Below are 19,645 nucleotides of genomic sequence, written 5' to 3' on the forward strand. Positions count from 1 at the left end.
AATGTGTATGGGCGACTTGACGAAATTCTTTAAGTCTGGCACGTTTCATATTGGCAGGTGAGAGTAGGTGGTTCTTCTCTCAGCTTCTGCTAATAAGGGGACTGTGTTCAATCACACCCCCTATTTTTTCCTTTGAAGAAGGCTATTTAGTCTAAACTCCAGTTATTAGAAGACGTAACTAAACCTTGGTATTCCAGCTTGTTTTTCTTTCCTTTGCTGCAAAAAGATTTAGGCGCATGGAGTCCTTGGGAAATTTTCTTAAAAAGACGAGAGCAAATTGAGAAACTCATCTATGCAGAAATTTCTGAAAGACGTTGCCAAAAAGATGCTGCGCGTACAGATATTCTCAGTCTGCTGATGTCAGCGCATGACATAAATGGACAACAGATGACAGATGAGGAATTACGCGATCAATTAGTTTCATTATTGTTGTTGGGTTATGAAACTACATCTGGTGTATTAGCCTGGATATTTTATTTAATTCACTCTCACCCAGAAGTGAAACATCGGCTAATGCAAGAACTTAACACTTTAGATGATCTTCCAAATCCAGAAGTAATTGCACAGTTATTTTATCTCACTGCTGTCTGTCAATAAACACTGCGAATTCATCCTATTGCTTTAATTTGCACACCGCGAATGGTAAAAGATAGAGTGGAAATTATGGGACAAAAATTTACATCAGAAACAGTTTTAGTTCCCTGTATTTATTTAGCACATCGCCGAACGGACACTTACCCAGAACCAGAAAAGTTTCGTCCAGAAAGATTCCTCAACCAAAAATTTTCACCTTACGAATATTTACCCTTCGGTGGAGGTTATCGCGGTTGTATTGGTGGAGCATTTTCTATGTATGAATTAAAATTAGTAACAGCCATAATCTTATCGCATTTTCAACTAAACCTTACTGATAAACGTCCAGTACATCCAGTCCGTCGTGGTATTACCATTGTCCCTAGCGGTGGTGTAAAAATGGTTGTTACCAAAAAGGCAAAAGTTAAAAGAGAAACAATATCCTTTATTTGATTACTCGATTCTGTGACTATATACCGGAATGTAGATTCGCTCTTTAGTATCTAGCCTTTACAGTAAATAGTAAGAGGATATTTAGGAGATACTAATCCATGCAAGACGAACATAATCTGGAAGAAAAAGTTCTATCTCAAGGCGCTGAAATGATGCTATCCCAAGGGTTAGATGAAGTAGAAAAAATAGACATAAATGTACAAACTGATTTATTCAAAATACTTCAGGGACAGGCGGATGGAGTTTCCTTTGCAGGTGAAGGATTAGTTATACAAGAAGACATCCGCGTACAGGAAATCAAACTACAAACAGATAACATTGACATCAATCCGTTAACTGCTCTTTTTGGTCAGATAGAACTAAACCAGCCAGTAAACGCTACTGTTCGGGTTGTACTCACAGAGTCAGATATTAACCGTGCTTTAGCCTCAGATTTGGTTCGTAGCAAGCCGCAAAAGTTTGATTTGAAAGTAGATGAGGAGATAGTGAGTTTTGAGGCGAAACAAATCCAGGTATTTTTACCTGGTGAAGGTAAGATGGCATTTCAAGGAACAGTGCTGCTACATGAGGTTGGCAATACTCGGCAATTGAGTTTTACTGCAATAATTCGCCCACGTACTCATTCGCAACCTATAATACTAGAAAGTTTCAGCTGTAACGAGGGTGAAGGCATTTCATTAGAAATAGTTGTGGCATTAATGCAGAAGGTTAAAGAACTAGTAAATTTACCCTATTTGCAGTATGAAGATACGGTATTTAGCGTTAAAAAATTAGAGGTAGAAAAGGACAGAATGATACTTTTGGTACAAACGAAGTTGAAGCAAATACCTTCCTTGTAAACTGTAATATGTGGTTATTAATTTGTCAAATAAGCATTAAATTAGATAAATCTGAGTCCTAGCCATAAAAATAAAATAGGTGATTTTTTCCTAATTACTTAATTTTCGCCGCTGGGACATACTTCAATACAGATATTAAGCAGTTACTTTTTATAACTGCCGATAGGTGTAAATTTTAAAAATACTTTCTAAAATCTAAGAAGCTATTTAATCGAAACACTTCGACTATGCAAGAGTATGATATTGTGATTATCGGTGCTGGACACAATGGATTAGTTTGTGCAGCTTATTTGCTGAAAGCTGGTTATAGTGTCCTGTTACTAGAAAAGCGTTCTGTACCAGGTGGTGCAGCAACAACTGAAGAATGTCTACCCCAAGAAGCTCCAGGATTTAAATTTAACTTGTGTGCTATTGACCACGAATTTATTCACTTAGGGCCAGTTGTTGAAGAATTAGAACTAGAAAAATATGGCTTGCATTATTTGGAGTGCGATCCAGTTGTTTTCTGTCCTCATCCTGATGGTAAGTATTTCTTAGGACATAAGTCAGTGGATAAGACTTGTGCAGAAATCGCTCGTTACAATGAACGTGATGCCAAAAAATACGCAGAATTTGTAAATTTTTGGCAGCGAGCGCTAGGTGCAATGATTCCCATGTTTAACGCACCGCCAAAATCAGTTATAGATATCCTTGGTAACTACGACATCACTAAAATAAAAGATTTAGTTTCAGTTATTGGTTCCCCTAACAAAACGCTGGATTTCATTCGCACGATGTTAACCAGCGCTGAAGATTTACTTAACGAGTGGTTTGATGAAGAATTTCTAAAAGCACCACTAGCCAGACTATCAGCAGAACTTGGTGCGCCGCCATCACAAAAAACCCTTGCCATTGGTGCAATTATGATGGCAATGCGTCATAATCCAGGGATGGCCAGACCTCGCGGCGGAACAGGCGCACTTGTGCAAGCTTTGGTGAATTTAGTCACAAGTAAAGGTGGCGTTATTCTCACAGATCAGCATGTTGAAAAAGTTTTAGTTGATGATGGCAAAGCTGTAGGCGTGCGGGTTGCTGGTGGTAAAGAATATCGTGCTAAACATGGGGTTATTTCTAATATTGATGCCAAGCGGTTATTCTTACAAATGACTGATAAAAGCGATGTTGATGGAGCCGACCCAAATTTATGGGAAAGATTAGAACGCCGCATCGTTAACAACAACGAAACTATCCTCAAAATAGATTTGGCTTTAGACGAACCACTGCACTTTCCACACCACGCCCACAAAGATGAATATCTCGTTGGTTCTATCTTGATTGCTGATTCTGTGACTCATGTAGAACAGGCTCATAGTAAATGTACCTTGGGAGAGATTCCTGATGCTGACCCATCAATGTATTTAGTGATGCCTAGTTATTTAGATCCTACATTAGCACCAGCAGGTAAGCACACTCTATGGATTGAGTTTTTTGCCCCTTATCAAATTGCTGGTGCAGAAGGTACTGGTTTAAAAGGTACTGGTTGGACAGATGAAGTGAAAAACAAAGTTGCAGATAAGGTGATTGATAAATTAGCAGACTATGCACCTAATGTCAAAAATGCAACTATCGCTCGTCGGGTAGAAAGTCCAGCAGAACTAGGAGAAAGATTAGGTGCATACAAAGGTAATTATTATCATGTTGACATGACCTTAGATCAGATGATATTTTTCCGTCCCTTGCCAGAAATAGCAAACTATAAAACGCCAATTGATAATCTATTTTTGACTGGTGCTGGGACTCATCCAGGTGGTTCGATTTCAGGGATGCCGGGACGCAATTGTGCGCGGGCATTTTTGCAGGCAAAACATCCCATTAGCCAAACTTTGAAAGATGCGCGGGATTCGATTAAGTCAACTGTCGAGTCAGTGTTTGGTATTAATTAAGCCTTGCACAGATAGAGTTAGGACTGACGCATAAGTATCATCTAAACCCCTTAAAAGCTATGTTTTTAAGGGGTTATACCAATTTGAAAAAATAATGCGAAATAGACCATTTGTAGAGACGCGATTCATCGCGTCTTTGAAAGAACTCCTGGCCACCTCCCCGAACTCCCAAGGAGGTGGCCAGGGGTCAAAATAATGTGCAGCTTTACAGAGAATTGGTATAAGCCCTGGATTATTTAGGCAATCACGAAAATATCAGTATTAGTCATGGCTAGACCTATTGCTAGTTGAGCAATTTGGATTTGACCAGATAAGCCTGTACCATCAGCATCAAAAAAGAAACCCCCTGTATTATTGTTGTAGATAAAGCGATCGCTGCTATCTTGTGCTACTGAACCGATAAAAAATTGCGTGGCTTGAAGTATACCTTCACTAAGTCCACCTCCAAACCCTATTTTAGAAACATAAATTGTGTCATCTAAGCAGGAAAAATCTGTAATGTTATCAATACCTTCAGAAAGGGTATTAATAGTAAAAATATCAGATCCATCTCCTCCCGTTAGGGTATTGTTACCTAAACCTCCAACAAAAGTATCGTTACCACTTCCTCCTATAAGGATGTCATTGCCATTTCCACCATTTAGATTGTTATTACTAGTATTACCAGTCCCATTAATATTGCCTGTACCTGTTAAAGTTAGATTTTGTTCATTGGCTGATAAAGGGGAGCTAACGGTTGATGAAACGGTCAGAGATGTCGAAGTGGGCGTACTATTGGCAATAGTGAGTAAAGTTCTAAATACCTTTTGGTTGCTGCTTAGACTCTCATCAAACTCTGGGATTGAATTAGTTGGATCTAAAAATGAAATAACGTAGTAATTTCCAATTGGGATATTGGGAAATGCACCGTTCCAAGTCGCTGTTCCCGAATTGAATGGGTTAATCGAAGAAATAGTTGTATTACCAATTAAGTAATGAGAACCAATATTATCAGTGACATTGGCATCAGTGGAAGCGTAAAAAGAAACTGAGAAATTGCCTGTTGCAGCTGTACCATTGTTGCGAGGATAGACTGTGATGCTAAAATTTTCCCCATCTTTAATAATGTTATTACTAAAACTTCCAAGAGTTGTGTTAAACCACACATCAGAATCTACTAAATCAACTTTGTCAATGGGTTTGCGTGTAGTAGTGTCTTCGTCGATCCAGTTTTGAATCTCGTTATATCGAGTGCTTGTAATTCGGGCGAACTCGTTGTAAAGCGGAGTTTTATTGGTGGTTGTCTCATTTGAAGCTACTGCATAAATAGTCGGTTCATTTGTGTTGGAATTATTAAGCCAGAGAGGGCCTCCACTATTTCCAGGTAGAATATCTAGCTCATTACTACGCAAGATAGAGTCGGTTGTACTTGTGATTTTTCCACTCTGAGTCCACAAATCATAGTTGTCCCATTTTCCATCACTGTTGGAATCAAACTTATCAGAAGGGTATCCAGTGACATTCATTAAAGTTTCACTGCTGAGATTATCGTCATATCCATAGTTAAACCAGCCAGTGAAGTTTCCAATATTGCGGTCAAGAGTAACCAATCCTATATCGTATTGAAAAGTTTCGCTTTTAGTCTGATCTCCTTGAGTCCATCCTTCAAAAGAACGTGTATGAACAGATTTGGCTTCACTATAGTATTCATAGTCAGCCCGGTTTGTACCAGCAATGATATTTCCTTTAGAACCAAGCATCACCTCAATTTTATCTGCCCAACCCCCATATCTCGTGTCATACACACAGTGTCCTGCTGTTAAAAAATGGTAGGAATCAATCATGGCACCAGAACCGTTGATGATAATATCATCAGCAGTATCAATAACCCCATCTGGGCCTTTCCAATGTATTCTCATCTTTCCTATAGCACTAAACGGAAAAGTTGTCGTATTGCTAACTTTTGTCCGACCATCAGGGGAGAAAACAGACATAGTTTTAAATCCTTAATAGAAAATGATAAATACAAAATATACAAATTTAATGCCAAAATTTATCTCATGGCATTAGCAATTCGCTAGCAATTTCTATGAATAATGCTTCCTATTAATAAGCTTTTAAATAATATTAAAGTTATAAATTGCTATATATTTAATATAAATTATTTCTACGATTTATCAATAATATATAATTGAATTTAAGTTTGATTTTGAAGAAAAAATCAAACTAATTAATAGAGATAAAGGTTGGAAAAACTAGCTATTATGATATTACTTCTGTCCTCGCCCCTGTGATCCTGGCTGATTTATACCGTCGGCATTGGCGGATTGAAGAAGCTTTTCATCAGGGTGAATTACTACATAAGTGTGATGTTTACGACGGGTAACAGCTACGCAATATATTATATAGCAACACAAATAATTGTTTTTTAAGTAAAGCAGGTTCTAAGCGATTGCTTTATGTGTATTTAATATGATAATATAATACACGCTTGATTTTAATAAAGTTTTACGCATCGTCAACAAAACTCTTTCTGAAAAGAAATATAAGTAAATTAATGGGTAAAAACTAGTGTATTTTGATAATACTCAAAAAACTAACAGATTTTAACATCATCTAATAATTTTTGTAGGTACAGCATGATTTTTCGGCACTGCTTCGTTGCATCTGGCTTGATAGCTTTCTTGGCATTTGGCTGTAGTGGTGGGGCAAACTCATCGGCAGAAAATACTACACAGGTTGTCCAAGAAAGCAATGTAACCCAACTTTTCATAGAAGCGAAGGCTACGCAAAAAGCAGAAGATTTCTTTCATCAAGGTAATAATTTATTAGATAGGCAAAATTATGAAGATGCCATAAAAGCTTATGATAAAGCGATCGCCATCAAAATTGAGAGTCCTGAAGCTTGGATTAACCGTGGCATAGCCTTAACATCGTTGCAACGCTACCAAGACGCTCTTGCATCTTATGATAGAGCGATCGCGATCAAACCCGACAAATATGAAGCTTGGTATAATCGTGGCATAGCCTTAACATCGTTGCAACGCTACCAAGATGCTCTTGCATCTTATAATAGAGCGATCACCATCAAACCCGACAAATATGAAGCCTTAATTAACCGAGGCATAGCTCTGACAAAGCTGCACCGCTACCAAGATGCGATCGCATCTTATAATAGAGCGATCGCCATCAAGCAAGATTTGCACCAAGCATATTACAACAAAGCTTGCTCTTATGCTTTACAAAGCAATCTAGAATTAGCAATTGAGAACCTAGACAAAGCAATCAAGCTTGTTCCTGATAAATACAAGAAATTAGCAAAAACTGACCCTGACTTTAGCAAAGTACGTAGTGAAAAGCAGTTTCAAAAATTACTGCAATAGGATTTTATCACCACCACTCAGTGTAAAATATAAGCCTGCTGTAGAAAGGACTTTTTCTTGAGCGGTTTAAGATTAAACATGAAAAAATTGTTAATCACCGGAGCAAGTGGTTTTTTAGGATGGCATCTTTGCCAGCTTGCCAAACAAGAATGGGAGATTTATGGTACTTATTTATCCCATCCTTTAGAGATTCATGGCATAAAAATTTTAAAAGCGAACTTAACAAATTTTCAGGAATTGAAACGTATCTTTAATGATGTCAAACCAGAAGCAGTTATTCATACTGCTGCACATTCACAACCAAATTTTTGTCAAACCAACCCCAAAGAATCACACGCAATTAATGTTATAGCATCCTGCAATATTGCCGGACTTTGCGCGGATAATTTTATTCCTTGTGCTTTTACTTCAACTGATTTAGTTTTTGATGGTTTAAATGCTCCCTATCGAGAAACAGATGCCGTGTGTCCTGTCAATCTTTACGGTGAGCAAAAAGCGATCGCAGAAACAGATATGCTAGAAAGGTATCCTCTGACCGCAGTGTGTCGAATGCCGTTGATGTTTGGTGCAGCAACACCCACAGCTAAAAGCTTTATTCAGCCATTTATTCAAACTTTACAAGCCGAAAAAGAATTAAGTTTATTTATAGATGAATTTCGCACACCAGTAAGTGGAACAACTGCCGCCAAAGGACTTTTATTAGCATTAGAAAAAGTTAATGGCATCATTCACTTAGGTGGCAAAGAGCGGATTTCACGTTATGATTTTGGACAGATATTAGTGGAAGTATTTCAACTTCCCGCCAGCGGACTTAAATCCTGCCGACAACAAGATGTGAAAATGGCAGCACCTAGACCAACAGATGTTTCTTTGGATAGTTCCCAAGCTTTTGCATTGGGGTATCGGCCTTTATCTGTAAGGGAAGAATTAGAGGCAATACAATTAAGTTAAGGCTAAGTGTGAAAACTAAAAACGGAAATAGGCTATTTGGGATGCGATTACCTCCGGTACGCTACGCCGTCGCAATGGAAAAGCCTGGTTTTATTGAGAATTTAGTGATGTAATTGATAATTTAACCCCGATTTTACAAAATCACGTTGCTCCCTTCTTTGACAGGCAAGCAACGGTTTATTTTAACTTTCTCTCCTCATAATGATAATTATTCCTATAAAAGTGAAAATTTAATTTCCTGAAAGTCATATTTGATTAGATTCTTGCTGTATTCCACTATTATTCAGGCTCGTCAATATTTATTTAGATACCTTTGCCCTGTACTTATCGGCTAAATTTTTCATTATCAAAGTTAAATTAAACTTTATTTTTACCTTTGATTAAAGTTTGCTTAAACTCATAATTCTAAAATGGGGTGTTTCAAAACAATTGGACAGTTGTTTCTTTTTATTTAAAAAGAAACAATCATTGATTCTATAACTGGTGATAACAGTTATAAATGTCCATTTGGCAAATAAGTAAGATGAAAGCTATTTTTTTAGCTTGTAGTTACATTGCTTACAGAAATTTATGGTGAGGAAAACTGAGATGAAATTGGTTCCAAAATTATTGGTTGCTGCTGCTACTCTTACTTTAAGTTTTGCTATCGTAGATGCAAAATCTGCATTTGCTGCAATTCTTAATTACGCTTTCACAGTTGATAGTCCAGTAACTAAAGGAAATGGCTTTTTTAACTTTGATGACTCAACCTTCACCAATGACTATAATTCTGAAGCTAGCATTAAGTCACTTTCTTTCAAATTTGATGGCGACTCTAACGTTTACACGAAACAAGATGATGCCAACTACCCAGATTTTCCTCTTGTTTTTACAAGCACATCCTTAACAGGACAAACATATTTTGGATTAGATTATCAGTTCAATGATAAAGCTAATCCTTCTAGTTCTATCAGTTATGAAATTATTGGTGAGGATTTTACAATTTTCTCTAAAACTTCTCCAGATGCGGAACTTATATCAGGCACAGTTTCTTATAGACAAGTCCCTGAACCTACACCTTTAGTTGGCGCTCTTTTTGCTTGTAGCCTTGGCTGGATGATCAAGAAAAATATCGCATCAATCAAAAAGGTTAAAGTCTAACCTTGGTTAAGTTGATATTAACGCTTTCTTTGCCAAGGATTAATCTCTTATTAGTAGGCTTTTATATGGCAAAGCAACATCTAACACAATGATACTAAGAGAGAAATTGGGAATTAAAACCTGATTTTGGTAAGGGAATTAGTTATGAAGTCTGTCTACGATTAACTTGCCTTCTTGGTCTTAGGTGTTGCTGTACTTTAACTTACCTGTTAGCCAGGAGTAGAGAATGGGAAATTACCGGAATTTTGAGCAGTTCCTGCACAGTCGAATGAAACGACGCAACTTAATTATCGGAGCAGGAGCATTGTCTGGTTTGGCGATCGCTAACCAATTTTCTCCTCAAAGAGTAATCGCCACAAGCAGATTTTCCAATTATCCTTTCTCTTTGGGTGTAGCATCGGGCGATCCCTATCCTACCAGCGTAGTGATTTGGACTCGTCTCGCTCCTGAACCCTTAAATGGAGGTGGAATGCCACCCGCTAATGTGCCAATTCGCTGGGAAGTAGCAACCGATCCTGATATGAGCCGTATTGTCTCCAGAGGTACGGTACTGGCAACTCCACAACTAGCTCATTCAGTTCGAGTTGTGGTAGAAGGCCTGCAATCTGATACTTGGTACTGGTATCGGTTTCTTGTCGGCCAAGACGCTAGTCCTATTGGTCGCACTCGTACAGCTCCTCTAGCAGGTGGCTACTTAAATAAATTAAACTTTGCCCTTGTCTCCTGTCAGCACTATGAGCAGGGATACTATACTGCTTATAAATATATTGCCCAAGATGATCTCAGCTTAGTAGTGCATGTTGGAGACTACATCTATGAAGGAGGAATATCAAACAATCGCCCCAGAAAGCACAACAGTGCCGAAATTCTCACCTTGGAAGATTACCGCAACCGTCACGCCCTCTATAAAACCGATACCAATCTGCAAGCAGCTCATGCAGCCTTTCCTTGGATTGTCACCTGGGATGACCACGAGGTAGAAAACAACTACGCCAACGACATCTCGGAAGTTGATACTGAACCAGATCAAAATCGGGCAATCTTCCTGCAACGACGGGCTGCTGCCTATCAGGCTTACTACGAACACATGCCACTGCGCCCCTTCTCGCGTCCCGTTGGCCCCGATATGCAACTTTTCCGTCGGCTCTCCTTTGGTAACTTAGCCACCTTCCATGTCCTAGATACCCGCCAATATCGCACCGATCAGCCCTGTGGTGATGGCACTAACGAACGTCCTTGTGGAGAAGATCCGAATGCAACGATTACTGGTAAGCGTCAGGAAGATTGGCTATATGATGGTTTAGATAGCTCACAGGCTAAGTGGAACGTTTTAGCCCAGCAAGTTGTAGTTGCTCAGATAGATACAAAACCAGGAGAAGGCGAAACTTACAGTATGGATAAGTGGGATGGTTATGTGGCTTCCCGCGATCGCCTTATGCGTTTTTTAGAACAGCGCAAGCCATCTAATCCAGTAGTCTTATCAGGCGATATCCATTCCAACTGGGCAATGAATTTAAAGGCTGACTTTAATAACCCAAAATCTGCTTCGGTCGGGAGTGAATTCGTCTGTACCTCAATAACCTCCGGTGGAGATGGGGCAGATACCAGCCCAAATGTTGAAGCTTACTTACCCGATAATCCACACATTAAATTCTTCAACGGTCAACGGGGGTATGTTCGTTGTGCGCTGACTCCCACAACCTGCAAGACAGATTATCTAGTTTTATCAAACGTCACAACCCCGAATGGCACGCTTAGTAAGCGGGCTTCATTTGTGGTTGAAGATGGTCGTCCAGAAATACAACAAGCCTAATCGTTTAATTCCCAGGTATCACAACCAGACAATTACAGATAGAAACAGGTAAATCATCAGTGTTTATCGAAGGCAGGAGTTAGGAGTTTTAATTTCTAACTCCTAACTCTTCACTTCAGTTTAATAAGCATCAATTGGCAGACAAGAACAAACAAAATTCCTATCCCCAAAAGCTGAGTCAATGCGACCAACAGCAGGCCAGAATTTATACTCACGAGTCCAAGGTGCAGGGTAGGCAGCTTGTTCGCGAGAATAAGGATGCTGCCATTCTCCGGTGATTAGACTTTCGGCGGTGTGGGGTGCGTTCTTCAAAAGATTATCTTGGGCATCCACCTTGCCTAATTCTATTTCGGCAATTTCTTGGCGAATAGAAATCAACGCATCACAGAAACGATCCAACTCTTGTTTAGATTCACTTTCTGTAGGCTCCACCATGATTGTACCCCCAACAGGCCAGGAGACAGTCGGCGCATGGAAGCCATAATCGATCAGACGCTTGGCAACATCATCGATTTCGATCGCAGCCGATTTTTTGAGCGATCGCAAATCTAAAATACACTCATGAGCAACTAGACCATTTTTCCCCTGATATAAAACCGGATAGTATGATTCCAGTTTTTTGGCAATGTAGTTAGCGTTGAGAATCGCCACCTTAGTTGCTTGGGTTAAACCTGCTGTACCCATCATGGCGATGTACATCCAAGAAATCACCAAGATACTAGCACTACCCCAAGGTGCAGCCGCCACAGCACCAATATTAGAGTGCTGAGTTGAGTTGTCGATAGTAACAACAGGATGTCCAGGCAAAAATGGCACAAGATGAGATGCAACGCCAATAGGCCCCATACCAGGACCACCACCACCATGAGGAATACAGAAGGTTTTGTGCAAATTTAAATGACAGACATCCGCACCAATATCTCCAGGACGGCAAATTCCCACTTGGGCGTTCATATTTGCCCCATCCATGTAAACTTGTCCACCGTGACTATGGACAACAGCGCAGATTTCCTGAATTGGCTCCTCAAAGACACCGTGAGTTGAGGGATATGTCACCATTAAGGCGGCGAGTTTATTGCTGTGTTTTTCTGCCTTAGCCTTCAAGTCATCAACGTCAATATTACCTTGTGAGTCACAGGCAACAGCCACCACCTTCATCCCGCACATCACCGCACTTGCAGGATTTGTCCCATGTGCGGAAGTGGGAATCAAACAGACGTTACGGTGTGCTTCGCCCCGATTTTCGTGATATTGACGAATTACTAAAAGTCCAGCATATTCACCCTGAGAACCAGCGTTTGGTTGTAGAGAAATTCCTGCAAAACCAGTAATTTCAGCTAACCATGCCTCAAGTTGCTGGAATAGGATTTGATAACCTTGCGTTTGCGATGCAGGGGCAAATGGGTGAATTTTGCCAAATTCCTCCCAACTTACCGGAATCATCTCAGCTGTCGCATTCAACTTCATTGTGCAAGAACCCAAAGGAATCATCGATGTTGTTAGCGACAAGTCCTTGCTTTCAAGCCTGTGCAGATAGCGCAACAACTCAGTTTCTGAGTGATAGCGGTTAAAAACTGGGTGGGTGAGATATGTACTTGTACGGGAGAGAGGAAGATGTGAGGATGAGTCAGAAGTTAATTCTTCTAAAGTGAAGGGTAAATCATCTGTGCCAGCGAAAATCTGCCAGAGGTCGATTAAGTCTTCTGGTGTAGTTGTTTCATCCAGCGAAATACCAACAGCAGTGGTATCAAAAACCCGTAGGTTAATTTGAAGCTGTTCGCTAACTGCCAGAATATCTTTTAAATTGCGTCTTCCCAGTTCTACTCGCAGCGTATCAAAAAAATCTTTGGAACTGATGCTGTAACCCAAACGCTTCAATCCTTCAGCCAATAACACCGTCAAAGAATGGATATTTTCGGCAATTTGCTTCAGTCCAGTAGGCCCATGATATACGGCGTACATACTCGCCATCACCGCCAGCAGCACCTGTGCTGTACAGATATTACTAGTAGCTTTTTCGCGGCGGATGTGCTGCTCACGGGTTTGCAAGGCAAGACGTAATGCAGGCTTCGCTTGGGCATCTTTTGATACACCCACAATTCGCCCTGGAACCAGCCGTTTATACTCTTCCTTCGTAGCAAAGTATGCTGCATGAGGCCCCCCAAACCCCAAAGGAATACCAAACCGCTGAGTGCTACCGACAGCAATATCAGCGCCAAATTCTCCAGGAGGGGTCAGCAAAGTTAAACTTAGAGGATCTGCTGCTACCGTCACCAATGCACCCTTAGCATGGGCTTTTTCGATAAAAGCGCGGTAGTCGTAGATAATGCCATCACTTGCAGGGTATTGCAGAACAGCCCCAAAAATTGGTCGATCAAAATCAAATGTTTGATGATCGCCAACAATAATCTTAATCCCTAATGGTTTAGCGCGTGTTTGCAACACATCAATAGTTTGGGGATGGCAGTCACGAGAGACAAAATAGGCATCTGCCTGATTTTTGGAGACACCATAGCTTAGGCTCATCGCTTCAGCGGCTGCTGTGGCTTCATCAAGTAATGAAGCATTGGCAATTTCTAAACCTGTGAGGTCAATAATCAGGGTTTGAAAATTTAGCAGCGCTTCTAATCGCCCTTGGGCAATTTCTGGCTGATAAGGAGTGTAGGCAGTATACCAACCGGGGTTTTCTAGGATATTACGCCCAATCACAGGTGGGGTAATACTGTCGTAATAGCCCATACCAATATATGAACGGAAAACCTGATTTTTGGCAGCAACTTTTTTTAACCATGCCAGTGCTGCATACTCACTTTCTGCTTCTGGTAACTTTAGCGGTTGATTCAGCCGAATTGCCTGTGGAACTGTTTGGTTGATTAAGGCATCCAGGCTGGGAAATCCCAAAACCTTAAGCATTTGTTGGATGTCATCGGAGTTAGGACCAATGTGTCTTGGCACAAAACTACTTAACTTTTGACTTTTTTCGTCCAGCACTTGCTGCTCATTAGACTTGAGAATAGGGGCGTTCAATACCACAAATTACTCTCCAGATGGTACTATTTCATATTTTGCAATAAATACTCTTAAACTGGGGGCTGGGGACTGGAGATTCAGAAGATATTGGATAGGTGAATAAGAGTAATTGTTAATTACCTCCCCCACTCACCTACTCCCTTACTCTTCCACTCAGCACGGGCTAAACCTTAGCTATCCGCTAACAGCACTCAGCACGGGCTGAACCTTAGCTATCCGCTAACAGCACTCCTACTCCCCTTCTACTTGGGCGCGATACTCATCCGCTGTCAAGGCATCTTCAACTTCGCCAGGGTCATTGACGCGCACTTTCAAAAACCACCCTTCCCCGTAGGGGTCTTCTGACACTTCTTCGGGAGAATTAATTAAGGCTTCATTGCGTTCTATAACTGTGCCTGTTACTGGTGAATTCAGTTCTTCAACGGCTTTCACTGATTCAATTGTGCCAAAGTTTTCTCCCCTGGTAAGAGCATCGCCAATTTCTGGCAGTTCCAAAAAGACGATATCACCCAATTCATGTACGGCAAACTCAGTAATGCCAATGGTGGCAATTTCACCATCGATTCGCACGTATTCATGAGAATCCAGGTATCTGAAATCTTGAGGATATTCAAAAGACATATCACTTCCTCTCCCTTATCAAAAAGATTATTTCCCTAACAGTCATCCAAGCCATATCTGGTAATGAACCTTAGTGTAAATTGAATAACTCACAACACATTATTCCTCAAAAACCTCGGCGCTTATCAGTTGGCAACACGATTTTTTGACCGATAAAAGGGACGTTTAACTACAACTGCTGGATAAGCTTTGCCACGAATTTCAACTTCTAGCTGCTGACCGACAGTTGCTAGCTGGGTGGAAATGTAAGCTAAGGCAATGGGATAACCAAGTGTCGGTGACAGGGTGCCACTAGTAACTTCTCCCACAACTTTACCTGCGGATAACACTTGATAACCATGACGGGCTATGTTGCGTCCTTGGGTTTGCAAACCTACTAATCGGCGCTGCACTCCAGTGGCTTTTTGTTGTGCTAAAACTTCCCGACCAATAAAATCGCCTTTAGTATCTAAATGAACTAGCCACCCCAAACCTGCTTCTAAGGGTGTGGTGATGTCATCGATATCTTGTCCGTAAAGTGCCATCGCTGCTTCTAGCCGCAGAGTGTCTCTCGCACCTAGTCCACAGGGGATAACACCACTTTTATGGAGAGTTTGCCACAATTCTACTCCCACATTCGGGTCTACCATCACCTCAAAGCCATCTTCTCCGGTGTAACCTGTGCGGGCCAAAAAGGCAGGTTTACCTAGTAGGGTTGCTTCTAAATGTCCGAAGGCTTTAATTAGTTGTAAGTCTTCTTGCACTAATGGCTGGAGATATTTAATCGTTTTTGGCCCTTGCACGGCAATTAAGACTTTATCTGGTGAAAGGTCTTGGAATTGCAACTTATCTAGGTCAAGGTGTTGCAATAGCCATGCTTTATCTTTACCAGAAGTTGCTGCATTGACTATGATAAATGCCTTTTGTATACCAGTGGTGTCTTCACCTTGATAATAAACAATGATGTCGTCAATAATTCCCGCTTCGGGATTTAACAATACGGTGTATTGTGCTTGACCAACTTGCAAACGACTTAAGTCGGAAGGCACTAGTAGCTGGAGTTGGGAAATCAGGTTTTTACCTTGGAGAGTAAATTTGCCCATGTGGGAAATATCGAACATTCCAGCTGTATTTCTTACAGCCTCGTGTTCGCGGCTAATTCCACTAAATTGCACAGGCATTTCCCAGCCGCCAAAGCTGGTAAGGCGTGCTTTGAGTTCTACACCCAGTTGATATAAATGGGTTCGCGCCAGAAATTGGGCGTTGTCTTCTTGATTAGCCACAGGTAATTATTGCGATCGCACCTCAACATCTATCATCCTACGAGATGCTTTCTGGTTTTACAGTCTTGTGTATCGAATTGGGTATTGGGCATTGGGGAGCCAGTGCGTTGGGCGGGCAATGCCCGACTTGAAGCAACTGGCGTCATTGGTTATTCCCCTCATCTCCCATCCCCTTTGTCCCCTTCTGTAAGGTTTAATAGTTAATGGTGGAAATGTTGAGATTTATTAAGAAGAGATTATGAAATATTGGCAACTGTTAGCTAGCTTTGTCTTAGCTATGGTTCTTTTTTTGTTTCCCCTATCGGCACAAGCTGCAAGTTCTTCCAGTATTACCCGTTCTGTAGGTAATGATGAACTTAAGGGCAAGGATTACTCTGGCCAAAGTTTAATTGGTACTGAGTTTACCAATCTAAAACTAGAGAATGCTAATTTTAGCAATGCTGACTTACGTGGTGGCGTATTTAACAGTAGCGTATTGCAGGGAGTAAATCTGCATGGTGCTGATTTTAGTGAAGGCATAGCCTATCTAACAAAGTTTAAGGATGCTGATTTTAGTGATGCTGTGTTGACTGATGCAATGATGTTGCGTTCTACTTTTGATGGCGTGGATGTCACAGGTACTGATTTTACGAATGCAATTTTAGATGGGATACAAGTGAAAAAGCTTTGTGTTAAGGCAAGTGGTGTGAATTCTAAAACTGGGGTGGATACTCGCAAATCTTTAGGATGTAAGTAAATCCTAACCCCCTTCTTCGCTAGTGGAGAGCAGGGTGGTTTCATCCGAAAAAAGAAAAATACATAAGTCTTGATTTCTCGTTTTGTGTCCAGGCTTTTTCCCTCACTTCCATTCCTCTCCCCCCGTGCGGTAGAGGCTTTGAAACCCAGTTTTAGTTTTTCTCTGCTTGTATGAAACCAGCCTGCTTCTTCGCTAGTGCAGAGGGGGATATTTTTTTAACGAATTACGAATTACGCGCAGCGATCGCTAGTGATATGCTTCTCTTAAAAAGCTGGCATAATTTGCCCGAACCGTCATAGTTGTCGGATGACTTATACCTAAAGTCCGTTCACAAATTTTTAAAGCTTTCTCAAATAAGGGTTTGGCTTTCCTGTAGCGTCTTGTATAACGGTAGAGTGCTGCTAGATTGTTTAGGCTAATAGCGACATCGGGATGGTTATTTCCCAGCAGGCGTTTACTCAATTCTAAAGCTTGCTCATACAAAGGTTCGGCTTGCTTGTAACTTCCTGTAGATTCGTAAAGTTGTGCTAAATTATTCAGGCTGGTGGCAACATCGGGATGGTTATCTCCCAGCAGGCGTTTTCTCAGTTTTAATGCTTGCTTGAGCAAGGGTTCGGCTTCACTGTAGCGTCTTGTATAACAGTACAATGCCGCTAAATTGTTCATACTCGTGGCAACATGGGGATGTTCTTCTCCCACTAAACGTTTCCACAGTTCTAAAGCTTGTTGATACAAAGGTTCGGCTTCGCTATAGCGTCCTGTATATTCGTAGATTAATGCTAAATAGCTCAGGCTAGTAGCGACATCAGTATGTTCTTCTCCTAGCAGGCGTTTTCTTAGTGCTAAAGCTTGCTCAAGCAAGGGTTCGGCTTCCCTGTAGCGTCCTGTAGTTTCGTAGAGTACTGCTAAATTGTTCAGACTAGTGGCGACATCGATATGTTCTAAACCAAGACGATTTTGAGTTACTTCTATACACCGTTGCAACCAAGGTTCTGCTTGCTGATAAAGTCCTTGATTTTGATAAAACCAGGCTAATTTGGTAAACAAAGTGATTAGATTTTCATCGCCTAGATATTCGGATAGGTGAGTTGCAACTTTTGTAATATGCGGGATATGTGGAGTCAGGTTGAGAATATCTTCAGGGTTAAGCTGTTGCGGAATTAGCTTTGCTACCTCTAACATCATGGCTGCAAATTTAGTTTTTGCTTCATCCGCCTCACTTGATTTATCCAACTTCACTTGTAAAAGTTGTCGAATCTGTGGATTTAGACGATAAATTCCTTTACTTTTCTGTTGTAGCAAATGCAATTCCAGTAAATCGGCTATGGCTTTCTCGTTGAGTTGTTGTTTCTTGTTATCTTCTATTGTCTCAACAGATAGGGGAATGTCAGCTAAAGCACACAAACTTAGCAAACAGCCAAAGCTTTGTGCATTTTCATCCAACTGTTCCCAACTCAATTCAAAAGCTTCAACTATACCGTATTCATCAGGCATCAATGAGTTAGCATTGACTACTGGTTCATATTCCACTCGTTTTTTCTCTAGCCGCTTCAGCAGTGTTTCCAGAGACAAATCTGGCATTTTATCTAAATATCGTCCCACTAACTCTAACGCTAAAGGTAAATATCCCAAAAATTTACAAATTCTTCTAGCAACCCAAGCTTCTTGTTGCAGTCGTTCTCGAACCACTAGCGATTTTAATAATTTCATCGCCGCCAATGGTTTGAGGACATCCAATTCGCTATTATATTTTGTGCTTAGGTAAGCTTGTAACTTTTCTAGTTTGTCTCGATTGTTGAAAGTCGCTAACTCAGGATTATTCTGGGCAAACTTGGCATACACCTCACCCATCCACTTTGTGAAAGCAGGAATATCAACGTTTAATTCGCTGGCAAGTTTAACTTTAGTTTTACCTAAGTTTTCTGTCTTAAAATATTTTGCAAAAGCTGCCGTTTGCTCTAGAGATAAGCCATTCGTAGCAGCTTCTTTGGCTAGAAAATTAGCCCATTGCATAAACAGCTTGTAAAATTTATTTTTGATTCTACTTTGTCTGCATTTGGAAATCTACTCTCTTCGGGGTGAAAATACAATTTGTATACAAACATTTAAAAGCAGTGGCTTGCCGTTATACCATTTCACACAAACCCTGATACATATAGATTTCTGGTAGGGGCACAGCAATACTATGCCCCTACCAACGTATTCGTATCATTATTAAAGTGAAACGGTATTAGGCATCGCCATTTGAGGCTTTGAGGCTGACGATTGAGCCTTTGAAGCTGATGATTGAGCCTTTGAAGCTGATGATTGAGCCTTTGAGGCTGACACTTGAGCGTTTGAACCTCAACGTTGAGCTTTTGAGACTGACACTTGAGCCTTTGAACCTCAAGTTTCGAGGTTTGTACTCAAAATAAACTATGCGATGTCTACGACCGGCTACGCCTATGCTCTATTTTTCGCTGTACTTTGGATATGAGGGGGCATGAGAATCAAACTGCTCCAAGCGCAGAGGACACGGAGAAAGAGATTAAGAGGGAGCGTTAGCGTTCGCGCAGCGTCTCGAAGAGAAGCTTACCGTACCCTTCGGGGATCTTGCGCAGAGAAGGTATCGCTGTTTGAAGTTAGCATTGATGAGCGATCGCTATTCCCCTGCTTGTTGTTTGAGTAAATTGATCAAACTATCGGATAACCACAAACCAGCGTCACGCAAAGCTTGAATTCCAGGAGATATGCTTGGGATTATTCCACGTCTTTTTGCTAATATCAGCAAGCCTCCGGTTCCGATAGTAATAATGCCTAAAGCTTGACCACAACGCCGTGCTGCCCTATCGTCAACAATAGCGGCACAGTCTGAATTTTTTAGTGCCAAACTCAATACTTGTGATTCTCCCTTTCCCAAATCCCAAGCTGCTACTTCAGGAGCAATAGTATTAACTTCTACTA

The 19,645-nt window shown here is 40.8% G+C and carries 13 protein-coding genes and 1 pseudogene; 8 read left to right on the forward strand and 6 right to left on the reverse strand.

Features of this window, described 5'->3' with window-relative positions:
• Nucleotides 1–177: 177 nt before the first annotated feature.
• The 3 genes and pseudogenes from V7K60_RS27740 to crtO all read left to right on the forward strand — a co-directional run.
• Nucleotides 178–1,026, forward strand: a pseudogene (locus tag V7K60_RS27740) (cytochrome P450); the annotation flags it as partial.
• A 98-nt stretch (nucleotides 1,027–1,124) separates the two neighbouring features.
• Nucleotides 1,125–1,865: an LmeA family phospholipid-binding protein gene (locus V7K60_RS27745; protein ID WP_334930336.1), complete on the forward strand. Its 741-nt coding sequence runs from the start codon at nucleotides 1,125–1,127 to the stop codon at nucleotides 1,863–1,865.
• A gap of 227 nt (nucleotides 1,866–2,092) precedes the next feature.
• The gene (gene crtO / locus V7K60_RS27750; protein ID WP_334930338.1) at nucleotides 2,093–3,787 is read left to right on the forward strand and encodes a beta-carotene ketolase CrtO; all 1,695 of its coding nucleotides are present in this window, start codon (nucleotides 2,093–2,095) and stop codon (nucleotides 3,785–3,787) included.
• A 236-nt stretch (nucleotides 3,788–4,023) separates the two neighbouring features.
• Here the strand turns inward: crtO and V7K60_RS27755 are convergent, their stop codons facing one another.
• A complete protein-coding gene (locus V7K60_RS27755; RefSeq protein WP_334930340.1) occupies nucleotides 4,024–5,760 on the reverse strand; it encodes a trypsin-like serine protease in 1,737 nt (578 codons plus the stop codon).
• Between the two features lie 645 nt (nucleotides 5,761–6,405).
• Between V7K60_RS27755 and V7K60_RS27760 the strand changes: the two genes are divergently transcribed.
• From V7K60_RS27760 to V7K60_RS27775, 4 genes are all read left to right on the forward strand, one after another.
• Nucleotides 6,406–7,149 (forward strand): tetratricopeptide repeat protein, encoded by a 744-nt coding sequence (locus V7K60_RS27760; RefSeq protein WP_334930342.1) that lies wholly within the window; start codon nucleotides 6,406–6,408, stop codon nucleotides 7,147–7,149.
• 78 nt (nucleotides 7,150–7,227) lie between these two features.
• Complete coding sequence (locus V7K60_RS27765) at nucleotides 7,228–8,100, forward strand: SDR family oxidoreductase (protein WP_334930344.1); 873 nt, start codon at nucleotides 7,228–7,230, stop codon at nucleotides 8,098–8,100.
• Between the two features lie 588 nt (nucleotides 8,101–8,688).
• Nucleotides 8,689–9,240 (forward strand): PEP-CTERM sorting domain-containing protein, encoded by a 552-nt coding sequence (locus V7K60_RS27770; RefSeq protein WP_334930346.1) that lies wholly within the window; start codon nucleotides 8,689–8,691, stop codon nucleotides 9,238–9,240.
• 226 nt (nucleotides 9,241–9,466) lie between these two features.
• A complete protein-coding gene (locus V7K60_RS27775) occupies nucleotides 9,467–11,053 on the forward strand; it encodes an alkaline phosphatase D family protein (RefSeq protein ID WP_334930348.1) in 1,587 nt (528 codons plus the stop codon).
• 120 nt (nucleotides 11,054–11,173) lie between these two features.
• On the opposite strand, the gene gcvP is transcribed toward V7K60_RS27775, so the two are convergent.
• The 3 genes from gcvP to gcvT all read right to left on the reverse strand — a co-directional run bounded on the left by gcvP (nucleotide 11,174) and on the right by gcvT (nucleotide 15,966).
• Nucleotides 11,174–14,086 (reverse strand): aminomethyl-transferring glycine dehydrogenase, encoded by a 2,913-nt coding sequence (gene gcvP / locus V7K60_RS27780; protein WP_334930350.1) that lies wholly within the window; start codon nucleotides 14,084–14,086, stop codon nucleotides 11,174–11,176.
• A gap of 228 nt (nucleotides 14,087–14,314) precedes the next feature.
• Nucleotides 14,315–14,704, reverse strand: coding sequence for a glycine cleavage system protein GcvH (gene gcvH, locus V7K60_RS27785; RefSeq protein WP_069072677.1), 390 nt, complete (start codon nucleotides 14,702–14,704; stop codon nucleotides 14,315–14,317).
• A gap of 125 nt (nucleotides 14,705–14,829) precedes the next feature.
• Nucleotides 14,830–15,966 carry a glycine cleavage system aminomethyltransferase GcvT gene (gene gcvT, locus V7K60_RS27790; protein ID WP_334930352.1) on the reverse strand — a complete coding sequence of 379 codons (1,137 nt, stop codon included), beginning with the start codon at nucleotides 15,964–15,966 and terminating at the stop codon, nucleotides 14,830–14,832.
• A gap of 238 nt (nucleotides 15,967–16,204) precedes the next feature.
• Here gcvT and V7K60_RS27795 point away from each other — a divergent pair, with 238 nt between their 5' ends.
• Entirely contained in the window at nucleotides 16,205–16,702 is a 498-nt protein-coding gene (locus tag V7K60_RS27795; RefSeq protein ID WP_334818321.1) for a pentapeptide repeat-containing protein, read from the forward strand.
• A 246-nt stretch (nucleotides 16,703–16,948) separates the two neighbouring features.
• Here the strand turns inward: V7K60_RS27795 and V7K60_RS27800 are convergent, their stop codons facing one another.
• Nucleotides 16,949–18,715 carry a tetratricopeptide repeat protein gene (locus tag V7K60_RS27800; protein ID WP_334930354.1) on the reverse strand — a complete coding sequence of 589 codons (1,767 nt, stop codon included), beginning with the start codon at nucleotides 18,713–18,715 and terminating at the stop codon, nucleotides 16,949–16,951.
• A gap of 628 nt (nucleotides 18,716–19,343) precedes the next feature.
• Nucleotides 19,344–19,601 carry a DUF3368 domain-containing protein gene (locus tag V7K60_RS27805; RefSeq protein WP_334930356.1) on the reverse strand — a complete coding sequence of 86 codons (258 nt, stop codon included), beginning with the start codon at nucleotides 19,599–19,601 and terminating at the stop codon, nucleotides 19,344–19,346.
• Nucleotides 19,602–19,645 lie beyond the last annotated feature (44 nt).

Origin of the sequence: Nostoc sp. (assembly GCF_036917555.1) — a bacterium.
Lineage (GTDB): Bacteria > Cyanobacteriota > Cyanobacteriia > Cyanobacteriales > Nostocaceae > Nostoc.

What these genes read in the sequence shown, in the direction of transcription:
- V7K60_RS27745 (WP_334930336.1), top strand. Translation starts at nt 1,125, where the DNA reads ATGCAAGACGAACATAATCTGGAAGAAAAAGTTCTATCTCAAGGCGCT.
- crtO (WP_334930338.1), top strand. Translation starts at nt 2,093, where the DNA reads ATGCAAGAGTATGATATTGTGATTATCGGTGCTGGACACAATGGATTA.
- V7K60_RS27755 (WP_334930340.1), bottom strand. Translation starts at nt 5,760, where the DNA reads ATGTCTGTTTTCTCCCCTGATGGTCGGACAAAAGTTAGCAATACGACA.
- V7K60_RS27760 (WP_334930342.1), top strand. Translation starts at nt 6,406, where the DNA reads ATGATTTTTCGGCACTGCTTCGTTGCATCTGGCTTGATAGCTTTCTTG.
- V7K60_RS27765 (WP_334930344.1), top strand. Translation starts at nt 7,228, where the DNA reads ATGAAAAAATTGTTAATCACCGGAGCAAGTGGTTTTTTAGGATGGCAT.
- V7K60_RS27770 (WP_334930346.1), top strand. Translation starts at nt 8,689, where the DNA reads ATGAAATTGGTTCCAAAATTATTGGTTGCTGCTGCTACTCTTACTTTA.
- V7K60_RS27775 (WP_334930348.1), top strand. Translation starts at nt 9,467, where the DNA reads ATGGGAAATTACCGGAATTTTGAGCAGTTCCTGCACAGTCGAATGAAA.
- gcvH (WP_069072677.1), bottom strand. Translation starts at nt 14,704, where the DNA reads ATGTCTTTTGAATATCCTCAAGATTTCAGATACCTGGATTCTCATGAA.
- V7K60_RS27795 (WP_334818321.1), top strand. Translation starts at nt 16,205, where the DNA reads ATGAAATATTGGCAACTGTTAGCTAGCTTTGTCTTAGCTATGGTTCTT.
- V7K60_RS27800 (WP_334930354.1), bottom strand. Translation starts at nt 18,715, where the DNA reads ATGCAATGGGCTAATTTTCTAGCCAAAGAAGCTGCTACGAATGGCTTA.